Below are 22,471 nucleotides of genomic sequence, written 5' to 3' on the forward strand. Positions count from 1 at the left end.
GCCGAGTGATAGAAACAAAAAAGAGCCTGAATGTTCAGGCTCTTTCTGTATCAAATATTGGCTAGCGACTATTGATTAGCGCTGCATTAAACAAGCGTAAGCCGTTGTAAACGGTGCTTCTTGGTATTGCTTAAGGCCAGTTTCTTTGAACTTCATCATAAGAGGGTTGCGCTTAAGGCTCTCCTTGATGTCAGCCGGTGATACAACGGTTACGTCTAGGCCGTCGATCAGTTGAATTGCTGCTTCTAGTTTGAAACCAAAGCCACCGCCAGCAAATTTGCCTTTAGTTTGGCGTTGACGAATCACAACTTTGTCTACTTGGTAATCTTCCATTAACTTTGCAAAAGAGAATTGAAAGTCTTTCATATTCTGCGTGTCGTTTGCGTCGCTAATCGCAACCTTTGAAACTCGGCAATCAGGGATATTAAATACACCATCTGACAGAGAAAGAAGACAGATGACAGCATCGTTACCTTTGATTTCAACACCACAAATTTTCATGTTCATACCTATTTACTTTTGAGCCGTACATTATGGTGCTATTTCTATTACTTCTCCAGTATTTGAGCATGTCTGTGGTAAATAAGTGCAAAAACGTCTTTGGCTCTACTTTTTAAAGTTGACCTTTGGTTGAATAATAGACAGTCGATTCAGGGGTAACGTTTGCTATGCGACTAGGTTCACAAACTTTTAGCTAGCTTTTATATTGATACTGTATATTATGCGCGCGTCCCTATTTACTGTGTGGTTATTAACCCCCTTATGAGTATCAACAACCTATCTATTAAGAGTAAAATTGCGATTCCACTAATGGTGATCGTGATTGTTTTCTCGACTGTTACTGTGCTTAATGTCATTAGATCTAATGCTCAGGCTGCGATCAACCATGAGCTGAATAATGTGGTTCAGCCCGTGCTAGACAATTTGGAAGATGGGTATCGTGACATTTACCAAGTTATCGCTTCTGCTCAAGGTCTACTACTCGCGAAAGACCAAGCGGCGATTGAGTACCAAAAATTTGAGTTTAAAGACAACGCTTACAAAGCGGTTCCTCGTTTTGAAAGTGTGGAAACTTTATATACAGCGGGCGTGCTGGATCCTTCTTCTCGCGGTGAGTTGTCAAAGCTTGTGAACGCGATGAGCAAGTGGGTGGCGCTGCATGAACCAATGTTTGCAGACCCTGCCAGCGCATACCAATACAACATCAATTACTCGCCAGCATTAGACGCTGAGTTTGCAATCATTCGTGTTCAGCTTCGTGATATCAGAACCCTGATTGAACAAAAGCAGAAAGAGCTTCGTCAGCAAGCGGCTGACTCTATCGAATCAAGTAAGTTGATCATTGAAGTGGGTATGGCGGTTGCTGTTTTCGCTGCGCTTTTCGCGATGTGGTTATCTAACCGTTTTATCGTCCAACCAATCCAGAACGTAGAGAAAGCGATGAATGAGATCGCATCGGGCGACGGTAACTTGTCTCAACGAATGAAGGTTGAAGGCAACGACGAAATTGCTCGCTTAAGCTCCGCATTTAACCAGTTTGTTGGCAAGATCCATGTAACCGTGGAACAAGTTATTCTCACATCGAACGCAGTACGTGGCGAGATGGAAAACATCAAATCACTCACGCAAAGTGTTGCTGAGTTTTCATCGAACCAACAGAGAGAAAGTGAAGTCGTCGCGGCAGCGGTTCATGAAATGCAAGCAACTAGCGAAGTGGTCAGTGGTAACGCACTGGATGCCGCAACTGCAAGTAACGTTGCCAATCATGAAGTGGAATCGGCTGATACGACGCTGGGTTTAACCGTGACTTCTATTGAACGCCTTGCGCGAGATATCGAGAACGCGGGTGGGGTGGTTCAAGAGCTGGATACCGATGTGAAGAACATTGCTTCAATTCTTGGCGTGATCAAAGGCATTGCAGAGCAAACGAACCTGCTTGCATTGAATGCGGCAATTGAAGCCGCTCGTGCCGGTGAGCAAGGCCGTGGTTTTGCCGTAGTCGCAGATGAAGTAAGAGCGTTGGCGAGTAAAACCCAGGACAGCACTGGCGAAATCCAATCAATGATTGAACGCTTAGAAGTGGGTGCTAAACATGCGGTTGGTGTGATGACCGAAAGCAAAGTGAGTGGCGAGAAAACCATTGTTCAGGCAGGAACGGCGGCATCTTCACTGAGTGAGATTCGTAACTCAATCGGCAAGATGAATGACATGAACACACAAATCGCGACGGCAGCTTCTCAGCAGTCTCAAGTGTCTGAAGAAGTGAACAAGAATGTTCAACGCATCGCAGAAAGCACCATGCAAATGGTTGAAATGGCGAGCAGCGCTGAGAATGCTTGCATGGCATTGGCCGAACAGTGTGAAGCGCTTGATAGCCTTGTGTCTCAGTTTGAGGTTTAATCTTTAAAGATAAGCAGATAAGCAGATAAGCAGATAAGTATGATCTGATAATGCTTGTTCGCTCTGGTTCCCATTGACCATAGCTGAACGACAAAAAAGCCCGCATTCTATGAGTGCGGGCTTTCTTTTTGACTAGGTGATCAGTTTTTTGACTACGTGATCAGTTTTTCGACCTGATCAATCATTCGGTGTTAGCTGCTGCGACCGTCTTTGTATGTGTAACGGTAGTCAACTTTTACGTTCGCTTGGTAATGAATGTCACCGCTCATGTTAGTGATTTTCTTCACTTCCATATTCGCGTCATCAATCTTGAACGAATCGTATTTGGTTGTCTGTTGGAACTGTGGCAGTTCTCTTGAAAGCTCAAAAGGTGTTTTTGCGCTTAACTCATCCATAAGGTTTGTGCCTGCATCGTATGCTTCCGCTTCAGTAACAAATGTATCAGACTTTAGCGTTGTTTCTTGAATCGTTGTTTTAGTTGCTGCAAACGCTGTGGTGCTGAGAACAAGAGTTGATGCAAGTATGATTAATTTTTTCATAGGATTACCTTACTTTGTTGGAATACCTGTGTTCCGGTACAGAACCAACATACCAATGAAGTGGTAAGATGAGTGTCAGGGGAAAAGCCAATTTTGTTAGTATTAGGTAAGGAATATGGAGAAATGTCAGGTGTTGGTTGTATTGATTTTGAACGATTGTAGATGCAGACCATTTATGAACAGCGCATATCAAGCAAGGTGACACTGATATCTATCTTCAATACACTGTCTGGGTAACCATCGTTTAGCATAAGGTAAAAGCATGGCCAATTGGGAAGGGGTAAGTGAGTTTGTTGCAGTGGCAGAGCGTGAAAGCTTTACCGGTGCGGCTCAGAAGCTCGCTACGTCGGTGGCTCAAATCAGTCGTAGAGTAGCAAACCTCGAAGAACGACTCGCGGTGAAACTGCTCAATCGAACGACGCGTAAGGTGTCTCTAACAGAGGCCGGGCAACTCTATTATCAGCAGTGTAAGTTGCTGGTTGAAGGCTTAGAAATTGCTGAGCTTGCGGTCACGCAGATGCAATCCACACCAAAAGGCTTACTGAAAGTCACTGCGCCTGTGACTTATGGTGAACGCCAACTCGCTCCAATACTTCATCAATTTTTAAAGCTTCACCCACAAGTAGAACTTGAGCTGATGCTGACCAATCAAAAGCTCGATCTTATCGATTCTGGTGTTGATGTGGCGATTCGTCTTGGCCGCTTAGAAGATTCAAGCTTGGTCGCAAAGAAGTTATCGCAGCGACAGCTTTATGTATGTGCAAGCCCTGAATACATTGAACGCTATGGTGAGCCGCATACGCTCTCTGAATTGAGTCACCATCAATGTTTGGTCGGTGGCTTTGAACATTGGCGCTTCAAAGAGAATAAACGCCCTCGCTCGGTTCGTGTTAATGGACGAATTAGGTGTAACAGTGGCTTAGCCTTATTGGACGCCGCTAAACAGAGCATTGGCTTGGTTCAACTGCCAGAATATTACGTGAGTGAAGATCTAGAGTCGGGAGAGTTGGTCGAAGTGTTATCCGATTATCGAGACGACAAAGAAGGGATATGGGCGCTTTATCCTCAGAACCGTAACCTGTCTTCAAAGGTTCGCTTGCTGGTGGACTTCCTGTCTGAGCAATTGGATTAGTTCTATGACCCAAAGCCACAACAATTCAAAGGGTCAAGCCGAGCTGATCCTTAGCGTGTTCGATACCCTTGAGCAGCACTATGGCTATTTTGATTGGTGGCAAAGGGAAGACCCTTACGAGATAGTTTTGGGCGCTATTCTGGTTCAAAACACCAACTGGAAGAACGCAGAGAAAGCGCTCACCAACTTAGGCGATAAATGCGATCCAAGCTCAGTAGCCGGGATGGATCTTGATGGCCTTGCCCAAAAGATTCGTTCGAGTGGCTACTACAATCAAAAAGCCATTAAGTTGAAGGCCGTGACAGAGTGGTTTTCGAAGTATCAATACGATATGTCTGTGGTGCGAGAACAGGACAAAGATAAGCTGCGAAATGAGCTATTGGAAGTCAAAGGAATCGGTGGTGAAACGGCTGACGCGATTCTGGTGTATGCGATAGGTAAGCCATCTTTTGTGATTGATGCGTACGCAAGAAGGATCTTCACTCGCAATGGGCTCGATGTGCCTAAATCGTATGAAAAATTTCGAACCTTGATGGAAAGCGTGATCCCTCTAGATACTAAAAAGTACGGCCACTATCATGGTTTGCTAGTCGAACATGGTCAGCAGTTTTGTAACCCTAAGCCCAAGTGTGAACATTGTCCTCTGAATCAAAGTTGTGTTGAGGCTGAATTTGGGTCTTAGAGCCGTGCAATATGCTCCCTTATATCAATGCCCCATTTAATTAAAAACGGACTTCAGAGTAGAGATTCTGAAGCCCGTTCTTATTTATTGTGAAAAGTCTTAACGTTAAGTAGCGCTTACTTGTTATTTATAAGCAGCGTTTACTTACTATTTATAAGTAGCGTTTATTTACTATTTAATAGACCGTAAATGTCCTAGACCGTGAAGCGATCCACCAAGTGGTACAGCTCATTTGCGCGGCTGTTGAGGTTCTGGCTACCCGCACGGTTTTGATTCGCTAATGATGCTGATTGTGAGCTTTGATCGGAAATCACCACAATGCGTTGAGATATCTCTTGGCCAACAATGTTTTGCTGCTCTGTCGCGGTAGCAATCAATGAGTTCATGTCCATGATCGTATCAATCGACTCTTGGATTTTCGCCAGTGCTGCGGCTGCGGCATTCGCTTCTTCCACCGTTTGAGCACTTTTATTTTGGCTCGAATCCATCGCTTTCACGGCAGCATCTGAGGCGGCTTTTAGCTGCTGAATCATTTTATGAATGTCACCAGTGCTTTCTTGAGTTCGGCTTGCCAGTTTACGCACCTCGTCCGCAACCACTGCAAATCCACGCCCTTGCTCACCTGCACGAGCGGCTTCAATTGCTGCATTCAGTGCTAATAAGTTTGTTTGTTCGGCAATATCTTGAATGACCGTCAGTGACGACGAAATGTTTTGTACATCACCTTCTAATCTAGATACCACTGTGTTGGCTTCGGATACTTCGCTAGCAAGACCAGCAACAGAGTTGGCAGCAGCGTTCACTATTTGTTGAGCTTCTTTGGCATTACCCTCTGCAAGCTTCGCTGAGTCAGCCGCCTGGCTTGCGTTACTGGAGATTTCTTGTGCTGTTGTTGTCATTTCGGTCATTGCTGTTGCAACTTGTTCAGTCTCTTCACGCTGACCAGTGGCAATTTCATCAACCTGAGCGGCGCGAGAAGACATACTGCTGGTTTCAGCGACGACTTGCTGGCCAACATCACTCACGCTGCGGATGATGGTTTGTAGGCTAGCAACGAAGGCGTTGAAGTTCTCGCTGAGCTTAGTGAACTCAGGGGCTTTGAATTTTTCCATTCGAGCGGTTAAATCGGCCTCGCCACTTGCAAAGGCACTAATTGAACGGTCGAACTGCTCAAGAGGTTGCATGATGGTGCGGTTCACTGCAACAGCGAAAACGGCTACCACTAGGGCAATCAATCCGCAGAAAATCGCGATAGCAGTCAGGGAACTTTGTAGCGCGACATTCGAACTTTCTTTCATCTCGGCAATAACAGCGTCGATGTCATCGGTGTAGAATCCAGTACCAAGCATTAAGTCCCATTGCGGAACAAATACTGAGTAGCTAAGTTTTGGTAACGCGACAGATTGGCCCGGTTTCGGGAAATAGTAAGTCGTAAATTCACCCAGTTTTGAGTTCTTGATCAGGTCTCGGATTAGGTAATTACCTTGCTTGTCTTGCAGGTCATAGTAGTTTTTACCAATACCATCGTTACTTTGCCCAACCACAACTCGGACACCTTTAGAGTCGTAACCAAAAATATAGCCCGATTCGCCATATTCTAGGGTTTTCAATGTTGGTAAAGCCTCTTCTAGTGTTGCCCCTTTATCTAAAAATGGGCTGATCGAAGAATAGGCCATTTGCAGGTACGCTTTGAGTTCCTTTTCTTTCATCGCCATCATATTGCTACGCGTCGATTCTACTTGCTGTGCGGTTAGCTCGGTGCTCTTCATATACGTCACGCTCATCATGCCAATTGCCATTAGTAGCAAAGGAATGAAAGAGAGAATATAAAGGCGGTTTTTGATGGTTAGGGTCATTTCACGCTTCCTGTGCGATTTTCTCATACAATTTTCAACACATTATTAATGTGGTTTCAAAATGTAAATGGGCTTGTTGTCTAATTGTTACCCTAGAATGTTTTTGTTTGATAAACATGATGGCGGTTAAGTTTTTAATGTGAGAAGCCTTGCAACTAAAGGCTTAAGAGCGAAAAAGCGAGTTTGTATCGATGCTTTTGAATTCGACGTTGTTTTGGTAGAATGCGGCCCTTTGTAGCACCTTGCTATGTTTATTCGTTAAGTGAGAAATATTCATGAACAAAAGCCATGTGATTATTGGTTTAACTAACCCAAAGAGCCCGACGAATGTTGGCGCTGTTATGCGTGCGGCTGGTTGTTACCAAGTCGACGAAGTTAAATACACAGGGCAACGCTACGAAAAAGCCGCTAAATTTCACACCGATACCAAGAGTGCTGCGCGCACGATCCCGCTTACTGCCGCTGAGTCATTTTTAGATAATCTTGACGCGGAAACTCAGATTGTGTGTGTAGAACTAGCAGAAGGTGCGACACCACTGCCTCGTTTTAAACACCCCGAAAATGCTATCTATATCTTTGGCCCTGAAGATGGCTCAATTTCTCAAGATGTTGCGGATAGAGCTGATCACGTTGTGTATGTACCAACGGTTGGCTGTATGAACTTGGCTGCGACAGTGAATGTGCTGCTTTATGATCGCCTTGCAAAGTCAGATGAAATGGATGAGAGCAACGAGCTGATTAAGAAAAGTCGTGATAATCGTAATCATCTATTAATCAAAGAAAAGTAACGATCTGCTTCTAGTGTTATCTATCCCGTAAGCAATCGGATATTATCTTTGGTTCATCATTAGATAATTGAAGGGTTAGATAACACCATGGAAGACAAGCAATTACTTGCCGCGCTGCAACAACACCCTGTCCTCGATCTGTATCAGTTATTCCAAGAAGTTGGTCAAAATAGCTCTCTATACGCACTATTAGAGAGGTTATCTTCCCTTAAAGAACACCACCAACTGAGTACTCGTCTTAGCCCTTTTAAGCCACACATCGAAGGGTTACTGGCTCAATTTGATGGCACTACGCCGGATAGTGATATTCTCAAAGCGGTTGCTCTTCAGTCTGAGATTCAACAACGAGGCCACAGCATGAGCCGTTACATCATGACATCAGACAACCACCGCCATTTTTCCCCAAATTCAGACCTAGTGATGTTTGGTGACTCGATCACTGAATGGGCTCCGTGGGCGGATATTTTCCGCGATGTCTCGATGGTCAATCGCGGCTTAGCAGGCGATACCACAACAGGTATGTTGCGCCGCATTGATACCACGTTGAATGTGAAACCAAAGCTTGTATGTTTTATGGCAGGGGTAAACGATTTAGCTCAGGGTTATGATGTCGAATATATCTACCAGAACTACATTGATATGCTTAAGGTGTGGCAAGAAAACGATATTCGAATCTTGGTGCAATCAACGCTTTATGTTGGCTCTAAACTGCAAGGTTTGAACCCTTCAGTGGAACTGCTCAATAGCAAGATAAGCGAGTACTGTTCTCAGCAAGGCATTGCGTTCTTAGATGTGAATTCTGTATTGTCACCTAATCAGCTTTTGTCGAATGAGTACTCATGTGATGATTTGCATTTGAATGCGAAGGCTTACCAAGTTTGGGCTGAGGTACTTCAACCTACGGTAGCTGAGCTACTAAAATAGACTCACGCAAAAAGCTAAAAAGCTAGCTAGACCGTTAACTAGCTTAGCTAATACAAGAAAAGCCAAACCCTAGATTTGTTTCGCGAACCATAAGGACATCAATGTGAACCTAAGACAGTTGGAAGTCTTTTACGCCATCATGCAAACCGGCACCGTATCTGGAGCCGCACGTAATCTGCATGTGTCACAACCTAATGTGACTCGTATTCTGGCGCACACAGAGCAACAACTCGGTTTTGGTTTATTTGAAAGAGTTAAAGGGCGTTTAGTGCCAACGGTTGAAGCGAAAACGTTGTTACCGGAAGCGGAGAAGGTCTACCAACAACTGGGTCAATTTCGTTCTTTGACCAACAAAGTCAAGCAAGGCAATCAGCATTTACGCATTGGCGCGCCACCGATTCTGGCGACTAAATTGCTGACTCCGGTAATAGCCCAAATGTCTCGCGAACAATATTCCAGTAAACAAGAGCTCTCTTTTGAGTTGCTGACAGCAAACCGTGATGAACTGTGTGCTGGGCTATTAAAGCATGAGCTTGATATTGCTATCGCGTTTGGCGATGAAGCGCCGCCGGCTATATTAAGTGAAACGCTATTAACTGAATCACTCAAGGTTTTGGTTCCATCCAATACGGTTGAGCAGTTACCGGCAGAATTAACGCTAGATGATCTTATCAATTATCCGCTGCCAATCATCGGGCTCGATCTCCGCGATCCATTAGGCTTACTGCTAAATCAAAACCTTGTGGCGCTAGATGAGCATTATCACAACCCTATATCGGTGCGTGGATACAGCGCTGCGGCGGAACTGGTGAAGCACCAAGCAGGGTTTGCGATCGTTGACCCGTGGACGGCAGAGCAGTATCAAAATGACGATGCGGTTTGTGTGTTGCCACTTCAACCAGACATCCCATTCTCGGTATCGATGCTTTGCGCAGAGCTCACCCCTCAGTCGATTTCCGTTAAGCAATTTATCGCTTCATTGAAGAGCCATACCCACCCTATAACTTAAGGTTATAGGCTCGCCATAAATAGGTATTCGGCAGCTACCTAATTCCTAATTAAAGTAAATCCATACAAGGATTTATTAATTAGGAACACTTATGTCTATCGCTCAACCTTACCTTCTTTTTCTTGGGGATGTTACTGACCCACTCTCCGCAAAAACAGCTCGTGGTATTTACCAATGGCGACCAGAAATCTGCTTAGGCCAGCTGCGTTTAACGGGCGATACCGTTTCACTGGGCTTAATGGATATGACCTTGCAAGAGGCGCAAGCGCAGGGGGCGAAAACGCTAGTGATTGGCACCGCAAATCCGGGGGGCGTCATTCCTGATTCTTGGCAGTCAACCATAATGGCCGCTGCAGAAATGGGATTTGAGATTGCATCTGGCATGCACCAACGATTGAGTGAATTTTCACCGCTTGCTGACATGCAGCAACAAGGATTGACTAAGCTTCATGATGTACGCCATTTTGATGGTTCTCTAAAGGTTGGTAACGGTAAGCCTCGTCAGGGTAAGCGCCTGCTTACTGTCGGAACAGATTGCTCAGTAGGCAAAATGTTCTCGGCATTAGCAATTGAAAAATCGCTTAAACAAGCGGGAACATCAGCTCAGTTTAAAGCGACAGGGCAGACCGGTATTTTGATTGAAGGCAGCGGGATTTCGATTGATGCGGTGGTTGCGGATTTTATTTCTGGCGCGGTTGAAGCGATTAGCCCTGATTTTACCGACCACGAGTGGGACATCATTGAAGGGCAGGGTTCTTTGTTCAACCCTTCGTTTGCAGGCGTGAGTTTGGGGTTATTACATGGCGCACAAGCCGATGCTTTGGTGTTGTGCCATGAAGTCGGGCGACCACATATTCGTAACCTTCCTCACGCTCAATTGCCAAGCATAGAACAGACGATTGAAGCCAATTTACAAGCGGCACGACTGACGAATCCAGATGTGAAATTGGTTGGCATCTGCTTGAACACGTCGGCAATTAGCATTGAAGACGCTGAGACATTATGCCAAGAATGGACCACACTCTATCAAGTGCCCGTGACGGACCCTGTGCGTTTTGGTGTACAACACATTACTGATCATTTGCGACATTCACTTTAACGACTTCATCATTTCTACGTTTCCATTTGTTAAAGCGAACATCAACCGAGTGAAATTATGAAGATTACAGCAGAACCCATTACTATCGCGATGCAAACGGCTTTTCGCATCTCTCGTGGCAGTCGAACTGAGTGTCACGTTGTTCGTGTTTATATTGAACATGATGGCAAACAAGCCCAGGGAGAGTGCACCCCTTACCCACGATACGGCGAGTCATCGGAGTCTGTGTTAGCGCAAATCCAACAAGCGTCTAGCGCACTTGAAGGTATGTTTGAGCGAGGCGTTACCGATCCGGCAGAGCTAAGAGATCATCTTCAGTCTTTATTGACCGGAGGGGCAGCGCGAAATGCGGTCGATTGTGCGCTTTGGGAGCTTGAAGCCAAACAACATGACCAGGTCTTCCCAAATAGCCTGTTTGAGTTACCGAATCAAATCGTGACAGCAATGACCGTCTCGATTGGCACTCCAGAAGCGATGGCGACTCAGGCTCGAGACTATGTCGTAAATGGAGCAAAACTCTTAAAAGTGAAGCTTGATGGCGAGCAAGTGGTAGAGCGTGTTCGCGCGGTACGGGAAGCGGCGGCAGATGTTCAGATTGTACTGGATGCCAATGAAGCGTGGACGGGGCTGAATCTCGAAGAGTTGTTTAATCAACTGACAGAATTTGATATTGCGATGATCGAACAACCTCTTCCACAGCAGCACGATGCGTCACTGGCACACATCAATCACCCGATCCCACTGTGTGCTGATGAAAGCTGTCATACCACTTCACAGCTCTCATCGCTGTTGGGTAAGTATGAAATGGTCAACATCAAACTCGATAAAACGGGCGGTTTGACTGAAGCACTGGTTCTTGCAGAAGAAGCCCAAAGGCTAGGATTTACGCTGATGTCTGGTTGTATGCTCGGAACTTCTTTGGCGATGCGTGCAGCTTTGCCTATCGCCGTTCAATCTGAAATTGTCGACCTTGATGGCCCAGTCTTACTTGGCCAAGATGTTTCGCCTTCGCTGACTTATCGAGATGGGATGATTATTCTCTAAGTTCGCTGAGCCTCGGGTTAGCCGATGGACATGACATAAATGAAATCTCATGAGTGAACGCTTGTGCGATTTTTTAGATCTATAGTCCTTAACTTATTAAATAATCAAAGGTTTTTACTGCTTGATTGAGCGCGCTATTCGTATGATTTACGGGCGTATTGATAAAGTAATCACGTTTCTGTCGGTGCGGTCACTTTCTATTATCGCAAAACAGACAGCTCAAGCTTTATAAAACAATTGTTATGATATCTTATGTGAAATGTTAATGATTACTCTTCATTTAATAGCTTCACTAAAGCTATTCGATGCAAACCTAAGTAAGGCTCACACCCTAACTGATTGAATCATTGACAGTTCCTGTTGATTATTTGATGAGAAGAAGGTGGGGCGAGTGAGTAGTCATGTCTCCGAGGTTGTAGAAAATAAGGATAGTTTCGAGCGCCCGTTCTCGATCAAAATTCCACGTCGTAAGTGGTTTGGTTGGAAAGGTATTGAGCTGCGCTTGGTGCTTGCGTTGGCCATGCTATCGATGACCACTATCTTCCTCTCGGTTGTCTCTAGCTTTACCTTCGATGATTTAAACCAACGTCTTGTTGAGCTAAAGGAGAGTGAAATCCCTGCCTTAGATAATGCCGCACGCCTTAATGATATGGTGCGAGTGATTATCACAACATCTTCTCAGCTCAGTGACGCTGAATCGAATTTAGAGCGCAAACAGGCGATGCTAAAAATCGAAGACGCTATTTCTGTGATGAATAGCGTAATGGTTCAATTTCCGGATTATCACTCCTATTTTAAAGATCTTATCGCCCAAGTTAATAACAGCCTTAGCTTGTTGTATCAAAGTGAAATTGAGTCAGAACAGCTCAACCAAGAGCTTCGTAATTTGCTCGAAGGTTTTTATCCGCTATTGCAACAGGCCAGTGATTCACTTGATAGCCTACCTGAGCCTGCCAAAGACCAAATCCAGTACACACAGCTCAAGTCTCTGCTTTATTACCAATTAGGCTTGGTCGAAAAGCTGTATAACGACTCCAGTTTTAATGAACTGGATTACACCAGTTTGCGATTAGAGCAGGTAGGGGAAGAGTGGTGGAAGCTCTGGGTCAGTGGTGATTTAAGAAGTGATTTTCCTCAATTAGATCATCAACTCACGGTGATTTATAACCTTGCCTCAAGCGATAGCAGCTTGTATGGAATGAAAAACAAAGCGCTCGATCATCTTTATCAAGAGCAATACTTCCTGCAAAACAGCCGCGAGCATTTGAACCAATTAACCGTGCAGATCGAAAGCAACACCAGCAAGGTGAATAGCAATATTGACCAATCGATTCAGCAGGCACAGCAATCTTTGCAATCTAACCAGCGTCTCTCTCTTTTCCTTTCTCTATTTAGTGTGTTGGCTGCCGCTGCTATTTCATGGTTCTACGTGCGTAAGAGCATTTTGGAAAGACTTTTACAGCTTAAAGACAACATGTTCGCGATTTCTACCGGCCATTTAGATACCGAAGTGTCCATTCGTGGCAAAGACGAAGTGACGCAAATGGCCAAGTACCTAAAGGTATTCCAAACCACGGCCAAAGTCGTTAAGCAAACCAACCGAAAATTAGAAGCTGAAGTGGAAGAGCGAACCCTAGCCGAAGCCAAACTACGAGTAACTCAAGATGAGTTGATCCAAGCCGGAAAACTGGCTGCATTGGGACAACTCAGTGTTGGGATAACGCACGAGATCAATCAACCTCTGACGGCTGTGAATAGCCACGTTCGAAGTGCTCAGCTTTGGCTCGGTAAAAATAGACCAGACAGAGCACAAGAGAATCTTAAAAAGATCGAAGTCCTGCTAGAAAAGGTGGCTGCGATAACTCGTCACTTAAAAGCCTTCTCACGTAAGAGCGACGGCAAGATTGATAATGTGGAACTAGAGAAGGTGATTGGTGATGCGATTGATCTGTTCGAAACCAGACAAAGCGCAGTATCGATTCAATATTCGCCCCAAAGCTACCAGATGGTTCGAGCCAACAGCATACGCTTGGAACAAGTACTGGTGAACCTCATCAGCAATGCTCTGGATGCCATTGAGCATAAAGAGCAGCCTCAACTTAGTATTGCTACGCAAGTGCTTTCGAACACCACTCAGATTTTGGTTAAGGACAACGGACTGGGCATACCTGAAGAAGATATCCCGTATTTGTTTGACCCATTTTATTCCAGCAAAACAACAGGTAAGGGGCTTGGGCTAGGCTTGTCTATCGCATACAACATAATAAAAGATTTTGGCGGCTCGATTCACGTGGAATCGGTTGAACACCAAGGCACCACCTTTATCGTCACTCTACCAAAAGGCACAGGTTCATGATTTCAGAAAAACACATAGTTCTTATCGACGATGAAATAGATGTCGTCGAAGCCGTGAGCGAAATGTTAGAGCTAGAAGGGTTTAGTGTCACCACCTTTACTGATCCCAACCTTGGCCTAAAGTCGCTTAAAGCAAACAGTCAGTCGGTTGTGCTGTGTGACGTGCGCATGCCGAAAGTGGACGGTTTGACGTTGTTGAGCTCAATCCAACACCGTGCCCCGAATGTGCCCGTTTTATTGATGAGTGGCCATGGCGATATTCCAATGGCGATCGAAGCGATGAAGTTGGGCGCTTTCGACTTCCTAGAAAAACCGCTTAATTCGAGTGAGCTGGTGGAGAAGCTTGATTTGGCGATTACCCAGTGTCAGCACAGCTGCCCGTCAACCTCGGATGGTGATGAGCAAGAGGATTTACCGATTGAATCTGTGGTTATTGGCCAATCAAAAGCGATGGATACCATACGTAAACAAGTGCTCGCTTTGGCACATACCGGCGTAGATACCATCATCAACGGAGAAACGGGAACGGGCAAAGAGGTGATAGCTCAAGCTCTGCATCAATTCAGTCGTCGTAAGACTAAGCCATTTGTCGCGATTAACTGTGGTGGCATGACAGAGAGCATTATCGAAAGTGAGTTGTTTGGCCATGAAGCGGGTTCGTTTACTAGCGCGAACAAGAAGCGCATTGGCAAAATAGAACAAGCCAATGGCGGCACTCTGTTTCTCGATGAAATTGAGAGCATGCCGATTGCGGTACAAATAAAACTGCTGCGCGTGATTCAAGAGCGAATGATTGAGCGTGTTGGTGGTAATGAGTTGATACCTGTCGACATCGTCGTGGTCGCAGCCAGCAAAGCAGATCTCGTGAGCTTGAGTGAGTCTGGGGAATTCAGAGCCGATCTCTTCTATCGCTTGAACATTGCGAGCTTAAATCTTCCGGCACTGCGTCAACGCAAAGAGGACATTCAGGTGTTGTTCCGTCACTTTGTGATTCAAGCGAGCCACAAATACAAGACACGCCCATCAACGATTTACCCTGAGCAGATTCAGCAGCTATGTCGACACGAATGGCCTGGTAACGTGCGTGAATTACGCAATGTAGCTGATCGATTTGTGTTGGGTATCGTCGGTGATGGCTTCGATCTTCAATCGCCAATTTGTGAAGCGTCCGGAGAAGATTTCGCTTTTGAAAAGCAGATGGAGCAGTACGAAAGGAATGTACTGACTGAAGCGTTGATTGAGAGCGCAGGCAATATCAATGAGGTCTCTAGCAAGCTGAACCTACCACGCAAAACGCTTTATCGAAAAATGAAGAAACATCAATTGGATAAAGAGAGTTTCAAAGCCTAATTCGTTCAGGTGTTTGTTAAATGGAAAACCAAAAGCAAAACGAAAACCAAAAGCAAAACGAAAGCCAAAGCCAAAAGAAAAAGCACAAGACAACAATGACCCATTTGGTTTTTAGTCGAATGGCTGACTGTTTCAAGTGATTGTAATAAAAGAGCTTTAACATCTGGCATAAAGCGTGCAATCCCTACATTGTGGCGTCAGCCCACATGAGGTTATTCGATGTTGAGTCAAAAAAAATATGACGGTTATCTATATATGACAGCTATCCAACACCGAATGATCGAATAAAGGACATTAGAAAAATAATTGCTTGTTGCAAGGAGATACAAACATGAAGCAAATACTGAAAGGTTCGATTGCTCTGATATTAGGCATGAGTTCAATAACGGCATGGGCCGCTGCAGAACCAGCAAACTTAGGACCTCGTCCCCTCTTTTTAGTCAACAATATGGATGAGAGCCCTTTGAAAACTAAGCTGTTGAGTTGCAGCGAAGGACCTTTTCATCGTAGTGATTTTTCTATTGGGCATCGCGGAGCTGCGATGCAGTTTCCTGAGCACACTAAGGAATCTTATTTAGCGGCGATTCAAATGGGCGCAGGCGTTGTCGAGTGTGATGTGACCTTCACCAAAGATAAGGCGTTGGTATGCCGTCACTCGCAAAGTGATCTGCACACCACAACCGATGTTTTGGCGCATCCAGATCTCGCTAAGAAGTGTTCAACACCGTTCACGCCAGCCAACCCAGCGACAGGCGAAGATGCGCAGGTTGAGTGTCGTACCTCTGATTTCACGTTAGCGGAGTTTAAGACCCTGAAAGGGAAGATGGATGGTGCGAATCCAAAAGCAACCACTGTCGAAGAGTACATGAACGGGACTCCTGGTTGGAGAACCGATCTTTACAGCCAAAGTGGCACACTGATGACACACGCAGAAAGTGCAGCACTGTTTAAAGAGCACGGCGTGAAAGTGACTCCTGAATTGAAATCAGCCGCGGTAGATATGCCTTTCAATGGATTTAGCCAAGAGATGTATGCACAGAAGTTGGTGGATGAACTGAAAGAAGCGGGTTTCAAGCCTTCTGAGACTTACCTACAGTCATTCAACTTGGATGATGTGAAGTATTGGATCAATGAAACACCGAAGTTCGGCAAACAAGCGGTTTATCTTGATGACCGTGTTTACGAACAAGCGGACTTTGTCGCGTCTGTTGAAAACATGAAAGAGCTACACGATGCGGGTGTGAATATCATCGCACCACCTCTGTTTGCTTTGGTTGAACTTGATAAGAACAACGAATTGGTTGCGTCTAACTACGCGAAACTGGCTAAGGATGCAGACCTTGAGATTATTGCATGGACATTGGAACGTTCTGGCCCGCTAGCGCAAGGCGGTGGTTGGTACTACAAGAGCGTGAAAGACGGCATCAACAATGATGGCGATATGATGAAAATGCTTGATGTGCTGGCACAAGATGTTGGTGTAATGGGTGTATTCAGCGATTGGCCTGCAACGGTAACTTATTACGCTAACTGCATGGACAGTGACGCATAGGCGATTCTGAGAGCGCTGTTACGTCGCTAATTATAGCGTTTGTATAGAGAGCGCTTAGCCAAAGAATAATAAGAGAAAAAGCAGTGAACCAAAGAGCCTTCGGGCTCTTTTTTTTACCACTGAAATCGACGGGACAGAAATGACCCAAATGATGGGTTTTGAGTTGGACACGAATGACTCAAAAGATCTTGGTTAGTTTTAGGTTTTTTGTAAGTTGTTGAAATTTAGTAAATAAAAATATGGCACGAAGGCTGCAGTAGCTAAGGTGACTTTCAACAATAAGTAAAAGTAAGGTTTGAATATGAAAATCAGTGTTAAAGGACTGTTAATCGCTAGCTCATTACTGCTTCCTTCAATGGCTATGGCAAGCGACTGCTCTAGCCGTGGTGTGTTAGACGATCGATACTGTGATGAAAACCAAGATTTGGTGGCCGACTCACCAAAGAATCCAGATGAGTGGAATGACCCAAGTACGCTTGTGTTTACTTACACGCCAGTAGAAGACCCTGCGTTGTACAAAGATGCGTTTGCGGATTTCCAAGCTCACTTAAGTAAAATCACGGGTAAGCGAGTGATTTACTACACAGTTCACTCGAACTCTGCGCAAGTAGAAGCGATGCGTTCTGGTCGACTGCACGTTGCAGGTTTCTCTACGGGCCCAACAGGCTACGCAGTTAACTTAGCAGGTTACGTTCCAATTGCGGTGAAGGGCGATGAGTCTGGTTTCCAAGGCTACAACCTAATCACGATTGTGCGTAAAGACAGCGGCATTAACAAAATGTCTGATCTGAAAGGCAAAAAGGTTGCACACACTTCTGCATCTTCCAACTCTGGCAACCTAGCTCCACGTGCGTTATTCCCAGCGAAAGGCCTAGTGCCAGATGAAGATTACAAAGTGCTTTACTCAGGTAAGCATGACCAATCGATTCTAGGTGTCTTCAATGGAGATTATGACGCAGCACCTGTGGCATCGGACGTGTACGATCGTATGGTAGCAGCAGGTCGTGTTGACGATTCTGAACTGAAGATCATCTACCGTAGCCCACGCTTCCCAACGTCTGCGTTTGGCTATGCTTACAACCTAAAACCTGAACTGGTTGAGAAGATCAACGAGGCTTTCTTTAGCTACCGCTTTACACCAGAAATGAGCGCATCGTTTAAAGGTGCAGACCGTTTCTCGCCAATCAGCTACAAAGAAGAGTGGGATGTAATTCGTGATATCGCTCATGCGACAGGTACGGCTTACACCAAAACAGGCTTGAAGAAATTGGCTGAAAAAGATGCGGCTAAACGCGCAAAGAAAAAAGCCGCTGAGTTAGCAAAACAAGCAAACAACGGCTAATTCTTTTTCTATTAGAAGACTAAGTTTTCGAAAGACTTAGTTCTTTAAATACTTACCTTAACTAAAAATCTATGCCCTCGCGGGTAGGGCATAGATCATTCGAAAATTCGCACAAGGAAATGCAGTATGGCCGTAGCAAGCTATGAAGGAATAAAGATAAACAACCTTTTCCACGAATACGTGGCAGGCAAGCCAATCCTTAAAGGCATCAATATTGATATCGATGAGCCGGGTATCATCGCGATTATCGGCCCATCCGGTACTGGTAAAAGTACGCTTCTGCGCTGTATCAACCGACTCAACGATCCAAGCCAAGGTGAGATCATATTTGATGGCGCAGACCTGACTCAATTAAAAGGCCAAGCGCTACGTAAACAGCGTCGACATATCGGCATGGTGTTTCAAGAATATAACCTCGTGGAACGTTTAACGGTTATCGAGAACGTGTTGAGTGGCCGTTTGGGTTACATGACCGCTTGGAATGCATGGCGTCGTAACTACTCTGCGCAAGACCTCGCCAAAGCGTTCGAGTTACTTGAATTTGTTGGCCTGCAAGACTTTGCTAACCAACGTGCCGACAGTTTATCGGGCGGCCAAAGACAGCGTGTCGGTATCGCTCGCGCAGTAATGCAAGACCCATATATCTTATTGGCGGATGAACCGACGTCATCACTCGACCCGAAAACCGCGGTTGAGATCATGGAGTTGATGGAGACATTCGCAGAACAGAAAAACATTCCCGTGTTGGTTAACATCCACGATGTGAACTTAGCCAAGCGTTATGCCAAGCGCATCATCGGCATGTGTAACGGTAAAGTGCATTATGACGGTAGCCCTGAAGGTATTTCAGAAGAAGATCTAAAAATCATTTACGGGGGTGAGTCATGGCTGGATTAACCCCAAGTTCATCGCCAAGCGTACCGTCAAACCAGTCGCCAGCGAAGCATGAAAACCCGTTCAAAACCTCATGGACTAACCGAGCAATCATCGCTGCAATCATTGGCTACCTGTTTTACAGCTTTGCGACGTTAGGACTGACTTTTGATCGTTTGGTCATCGGTTTTGGTGAAAGTGAGCGGTTACTATCAAGAATGTTTCCGCCTGATTTTTCGCGTACTAACCTTTTATTGAGCGGTTTAGCGGAAAGCTTACAGATTGCGATTATCTCAAGCTTCTTTGGCATCGTTATTTCATTGTTTCTGGGCTTGTTAGCTGCGAGAAATATGATGCCTTCAATCGTATCGACGCCAATACGTTGTTTCATCGCACTATGTCGCTCTTTTCACCCGGTGATCATCGCAATCCTATTTGTGAAAGCGGTAGGCTTCGGTGCCCTAGCTGGGATCCTGACTTTGGTCTTCGCATCGATTGGTTTTATTGCCAAGCTTTTTGCAGAAGCGATTGAAGAGATCTCTTTTAAACCGGTTGAAGCGATTAAAGCAACCGGTGCCAGTTTTATCAGCGTCATTTTGTATGCGGTAATGCCTCAAGTATTTACTCGTTTTATTGGCTTTGCTAGCTACCAGTTGGATTCAAATCTACGTAACTCAACCATGGTTGGCATTGTGGGTGCAGGCGGCCTTGGCGGCACGTTATTTTCGGCATTCCAACGCTTTGACTACGACTTCGTCGCCGCTATTTTGATCACCATCATCGCATTGATTCTTGTGGGTGAATTTCTTTCCAACATTGTTAGGAGAATCTTCTAATGACAACTGCATCTATCGATAAAGAGTGGCAGCGCTTTACACCCAACGAACGCGTGGCTCGATTTGCCGTTTACCTTAGCTTAGTGTGTGCGATTGTTTGGTCTTGGCAGACGGTTGAAGTGATTCCTGAGTTCCTATACGACGCGCCAGCGCAGTTTGCTGACATGTTCGAGCGTATGGTGCCAGTGGACTACGCTTTCTATCCTGAATCAATCCACGCAGCGATGATTGAAACACTGCACATTGCGACGTTAGGTACCTTGTTTACCTTGATATTTGCGATTCCATTGGCGTTGTTGAACGCGCCAAATATCACACCTAACAAAGCGCTGAACTGGGTGGCTCAATTCTTTCTGGTGTCTTCACGTTCTGTGAACTCATTGGTTTGGGCTTTGTTGTTTATCGCACTATTTGGCCCCGGTGTTCTCGCAGGCATTATGGCAATTGCCATTCGCAGTATCGGCTTTGTAGGGAAGCTGTTAGCGGAAGCGATTGCCGAAGTGAACATGGGGCCTATCGAAGCTCTGCGCGCAACTGGCGCTTCTTGGATGAGCATCTTGCTTAAAGGGTATTGGCCACAAGTTATGCCCGCATTCTACTCCATCGTGTTGTTCCGTTGGGACATCAATGTGCGTGAATCTGCGGTATTGGGGTTAGTGGGCGCTGGTGGTATTGGCGTGGTGCTCAACGATGCGCAGAACCTTTTTGAGTGGCAAAAAGTTTCGATGGTATTAGTGAGTATCTTCGCAGTGGTTATCGTTGCAGAAGCCGTGGTGATCCACATCCGTAACAAACTCATATAAACATATTGTGCAATGCAGCGTGTTTTGTGTGATGTGTCAAAGTTAAGAGCTTATCTAGCATTTTGAAGCTCAAACGACCCTAGGTACTTCGGTCTACCTAGCGGTCGTTTTTTTATGTCTATTGAGTGACCTAAGACCTTGTTAGAAGTAGAAGGGCGTGACTCGTTTTTAAGTGTCTAGCTTTTAACTGCCAGCAGCGCATCCACAAATTCTGCAAACCCATAGCCACCTGGCTGCGACATCACCTTACTTGGATGATGATCTAACTTATCCCAATAATGCTTAATGTTTGCCACGCCAACGGTGAGTGGTAGTGATTCGAACATCTGTTGATCGTTCATTGAATCGCCGACATAGCAGGCTTGATTGTGGATTTGCTCAAGCGATAAGCCTTTATTAGCAAGGAAACGGTGCACGGCGTTTTTCTTTGAGTGTTCGCCGTACCAAGCGTTGATATGAATCGAACTTGCCGTCGCGTGTGCGCCTAAAGCGTGTATTCTTTCGAGTACCGCTTGAACAGTTTCAGGATCAACAGGCTTACGGTTTTGGCCGATATCAATCGCGACCTCACACAAGCGGTAAGATTGATCCAAAGTTAGCGAGAGGTCGGGGTAACTCAACAAGAACGCTTCAACTTCTTGTTTTAGCTTTGCTTGGTTCTGACGCACTTGTTCTAGCGGTGTTTCAGATGAGAGTTGTAATGCACCATCTTGCTTCTCTAGTAAGAAGGCGCCGTTCTCTCCTAGCACGGCATCGACAGGCCAAAGCTGCGCAATATGGTCACACCAACCAGCACAGGCTCCCGTTACAGCGACCACTTTGACTCCATTGTCTCTCAGCTTTTGTAACGCAATCAGGGTTTCTGGAGGGAGTGAACCTTGCCAAGTGAGCGTGTCATCGACGTCGGTTAATACCCAGTTGATGTGTTGCCAGTCATTACCTAGTTGGTGTTCCATCCTCAAACTCACTTATTCGGGTTTATTGTGTTGCGTGGAGTGCTCTGTTCGTCGTTAAACGTCTTTCTCTCAGTCTGACTAAGTGACGTTAATTAACGCTTAACCGTGTTTAGAAAACACAATGTTTAGCAAAATCACCGGCTTCATTGGCAGTCCAGTCGCCTTTCGGCTTTTCTTTCATATCAGTACACCAAGCTTCACTGCCCACTTCTGTACAAGCCATCAGTTGAGTCGCTAGAAATAGAATTAGCGCGATTTTTTCATAATAAACATTCCTTTATTCTCTAAATTTCTGCTTATAACTGTACCAAATACGACTAGAGATTGTTATAGCAGCCAGTGACATAAGTTTGCTAAAAACGATATAGAGTTGGACTTGGTTCGAAGATGAGAAGTGAAGGGGTTAGGCCGTCGCGATAGTCAAAATCAAAGTAATAGATTGATAAAGAGATTGAGGGGGGATCGAAAAAGCCAGCAACATGTGCTGGCTTTGAAATTCTTGTGCGCTTCTATTCGTTAGTGCGCTTTAACTACTTATCGAGTTATACCAGTTTCATCTCTTGGATGATGTCCGAAGCGATTTCTGGCTTCGTGCTCGTTGGTTTCTCGTGTAGGTCTGCTTTCAATTGTCCCTTACGGTTACTTAGGCCTGCTTCAAGTTTCTTGAGTGCTGCAGCGATAGCTGGGTACATAACATCGTCTGTAGATTTTGCTGTTACTCGTACACCTTCGTAGTTGGTGAATACTTCTACCTGATGTTGACCGTGTTCTTTAGTAATGATGATGTCGCAACTGATCAGTGATGGGAAATGGTTCGATATCTTCTCGAATTTACTTTCGATGTCTTTGCGTGACTCGTCGTTAATTGATACGTGATGTGTTTGAACATTTATTTTCATAAATCATACCTTTCCAATGACTGTGTCATTTA

The 22,471-nt window shown here is 45.2% G+C and carries 21 protein-coding genes; 15 read left to right on the plus strand and 6 right to left on the minus strand.

The window, feature by feature from the left end:
* Positions 1-75 precede the first annotated feature (75 nt).
* Positions 76-501: a DUF3010 family protein gene (locus L3V36_RS05325; RefSeq protein ID WP_010432976.1), complete on the minus strand. Its 426-nt coding sequence runs from the start codon at positions 499-501 to the stop codon at positions 76-78.
* A gap of 261 nt (positions 502-762) precedes the next feature.
* Here L3V36_RS05325 and L3V36_RS05330 point away from each other — a divergent pair, with 261 nt between their 5' ends.
* Complete coding sequence (locus L3V36_RS05330) at positions 763-2,400, plus strand: methyl-accepting chemotaxis protein (protein WP_102547584.1); 1,638 nt, start codon at positions 763-765, stop codon at positions 2,398-2,400.
* Between the two features lie 191 nt (positions 2,401-2,591).
* Here the strand turns inward: L3V36_RS05330 and L3V36_RS05335 are convergent, their stop codons facing one another.
* Positions 2,592-2,939 carry a DUF3316 domain-containing protein gene (locus L3V36_RS05335; protein WP_017076504.1) on the minus strand — a complete coding sequence of 116 codons (348 nt, stop codon included), beginning with the start codon at positions 2,937-2,939 and terminating at the stop codon, positions 2,592-2,594.
* A 262-nt stretch (positions 2,940-3,201) separates the two neighbouring features.
* Here L3V36_RS05335 and L3V36_RS05340 point away from each other — a divergent pair, with 262 nt between their 5' ends.
* Positions 3,202-4,071, plus strand: a complete 870-nt coding sequence (locus tag L3V36_RS05340; RefSeq protein ID WP_017076903.1) for a LysR family transcriptional regulator — start codon at positions 3,202-3,204, stop codon at positions 4,069-4,071.
* Between the two features lie 4 nt (positions 4,072-4,075).
* Complete coding sequence (locus tag L3V36_RS05345; RefSeq protein ID WP_108189430.1) at positions 4,076-4,753, plus strand: endonuclease; 678 nt, start codon at positions 4,076-4,078, stop codon at positions 4,751-4,753.
* A 194-nt stretch (positions 4,754-4,947) separates the two neighbouring features.
* Here the strand turns inward: L3V36_RS05345 and L3V36_RS05350 are convergent, their stop codons facing one another.
* Positions 4,948-6,609 carry a methyl-accepting chemotaxis protein gene (locus tag L3V36_RS05350; RefSeq protein ID WP_017088291.1) on the minus strand — a complete coding sequence of 554 codons (1,662 nt, stop codon included), beginning with the start codon at positions 6,607-6,609 and terminating at the stop codon, positions 4,948-4,950.
* A gap of 275 nt (positions 6,610-6,884) precedes the next feature.
* Between L3V36_RS05350 and L3V36_RS05355 the strand changes: the two genes are divergently transcribed.
* The 12 genes from L3V36_RS05355 to phnE (L3V36_RS05410) all read left to right on the plus strand — a co-directional run bounded on the left by L3V36_RS05355 (position 6,885) and on the right by phnE (L3V36_RS05410) (position 20,584).
* Positions 6,885-7,397, plus strand: a complete 513-nt coding sequence (locus tag L3V36_RS05355; RefSeq protein WP_017076901.1) for an RNA methyltransferase — start codon at positions 6,885-6,887, stop codon at positions 7,395-7,397.
* An 87-nt stretch (positions 7,398-7,484) separates the two neighbouring features.
* Positions 7,485-8,321, plus strand: coding sequence for an SGNH/GDSL hydrolase family protein (locus L3V36_RS05360; protein ID WP_208774313.1), 837 nt, complete (start codon positions 7,485-7,487; stop codon positions 8,319-8,321).
* A 103-nt stretch (positions 8,322-8,424) separates the two neighbouring features.
* Positions 8,425-9,330 (plus strand): LysR family transcriptional regulator, encoded by a 906-nt coding sequence (locus L3V36_RS05365; RefSeq protein ID WP_102575702.1) that lies wholly within the window; start codon positions 8,425-8,427, stop codon positions 9,328-9,330.
* A gap of 91 nt (positions 9,331-9,421) precedes the next feature.
* On the plus strand, positions 9,422-10,429 hold the full coding sequence (gene dgcN / locus L3V36_RS05370) for an N-acetyltransferase DgcN (RefSeq protein WP_102575703.1): 1,008 nt from the start codon (positions 9,422-9,424) through the stop codon (positions 10,427-10,429).
* Positions 10,430-10,486: 57 nt separating this feature from the next.
* Positions 10,487-11,473, plus strand: coding sequence for an N-acetyl-D-Glu racemase DgcA (gene dgcA / locus L3V36_RS05375; RefSeq protein ID WP_102575704.1), 987 nt, complete (start codon positions 10,487-10,489; stop codon positions 11,471-11,473).
* 382 nt (positions 11,474-11,855) lie between these two features.
* Positions 11,856-13,829, plus strand: a complete 1,974-nt coding sequence (locus L3V36_RS05380) for an ATP-binding protein (RefSeq protein WP_102575705.1) — start codon at positions 11,856-11,858, stop codon at positions 13,827-13,829.
* Positions 13,826-15,178 carry a sigma-54 dependent transcriptional regulator gene (locus L3V36_RS05385; protein ID WP_017076895.1) on the plus strand — a complete coding sequence of 451 codons (1,353 nt, stop codon included), beginning with the start codon at positions 13,826-13,828 and terminating at the stop codon, positions 15,176-15,178. Before L3V36_RS05380 ends, L3V36_RS05385 begins: the two co-directional genes overlap by 4 nt.
* Before the next feature lie 331 nt (positions 15,179-15,509).
* The gene (locus tag L3V36_RS05390) at positions 15,510-16,730 is read left to right on the plus strand and encodes a glycerophosphodiester phosphodiesterase family protein (RefSeq protein WP_108123735.1); all 1,221 of its coding nucleotides are present in this window, start codon (positions 15,510-15,512) and stop codon (positions 16,728-16,730) included.
* 301 nt (positions 16,731-17,031) lie between these two features.
* Entirely contained in the window at positions 17,032-18,072 is a 1,041-nt protein-coding gene (gene phnD / locus L3V36_RS05395; RefSeq protein ID WP_004732989.1) for a phosphate/phosphite/phosphonate ABC transporter substrate-binding protein, read from the plus strand.
* 126 nt (positions 18,073-18,198) lie between these two features.
* Complete coding sequence (phnC, locus tag L3V36_RS05400) at positions 18,199-18,969, plus strand: phosphonate ABC transporter ATP-binding protein (RefSeq protein ID WP_004732991.1); 771 nt, start codon at positions 18,199-18,201, stop codon at positions 18,967-18,969.
* Complete coding sequence (gene phnE, locus L3V36_RS05405) at positions 18,957-19,781, plus strand: phosphonate ABC transporter, permease protein PhnE (protein ID WP_004732992.1); 825 nt, start codon at positions 18,957-18,959, stop codon at positions 19,779-19,781. The genes phnC and phnE (L3V36_RS05405) overlap by 13 nt, the downstream gene beginning before the upstream one ends.
* Positions 19,781-20,584: a phosphonate ABC transporter, permease protein PhnE gene (gene phnE, locus L3V36_RS05410; protein ID WP_004732994.1), complete on the plus strand. Its 804-nt coding sequence runs from the start codon at positions 19,781-19,783 to the stop codon at positions 20,582-20,584. The genes phnE (L3V36_RS05405) and phnE (L3V36_RS05410) overlap by 1 nt, the downstream gene beginning before the upstream one ends.
* Before the next feature lie 176 nt (positions 20,585-20,760).
* On the opposite strand, the gene L3V36_RS05415 is transcribed toward phnE (L3V36_RS05410), so the two are convergent.
* The 3 genes from L3V36_RS05415 to raiA form a co-directional block, all read right to left on the minus strand.
* The gene (locus L3V36_RS05415) at positions 20,761-21,540 is read right to left on the minus strand and encodes an HAD-IIB family hydrolase (protein WP_208774311.1); all 780 of its coding nucleotides are present in this window, start codon (positions 21,538-21,540) and stop codon (positions 20,761-20,763) included.
* Positions 21,541-21,649: 109 nt separating this feature from the next.
* Complete coding sequence (locus L3V36_RS05420) at positions 21,650-21,796, minus strand: DUF3012 domain-containing protein (protein ID WP_237296613.1); 147 nt, start codon at positions 21,794-21,796, stop codon at positions 21,650-21,652.
* Positions 21,797-22,082: 286 nt separating this feature from the next.
* A complete protein-coding gene (gene raiA / locus L3V36_RS05425) occupies positions 22,083-22,439 on the minus strand; it encodes a ribosome-associated translation inhibitor RaiA (protein WP_004733000.1) in 357 nt (118 codons plus the stop codon).
* Positions 22,440-22,471: the final 32 nt, after the last annotated feature.

This window comes from Vibrio sp. G-C-1 (genome assembly GCF_021728015.1).
GTDB classification, from domain to species: Bacteria; Pseudomonadota; Gammaproteobacteria; order Enterobacterales; family Vibrionaceae; genus Vibrio; species Vibrio splendidus.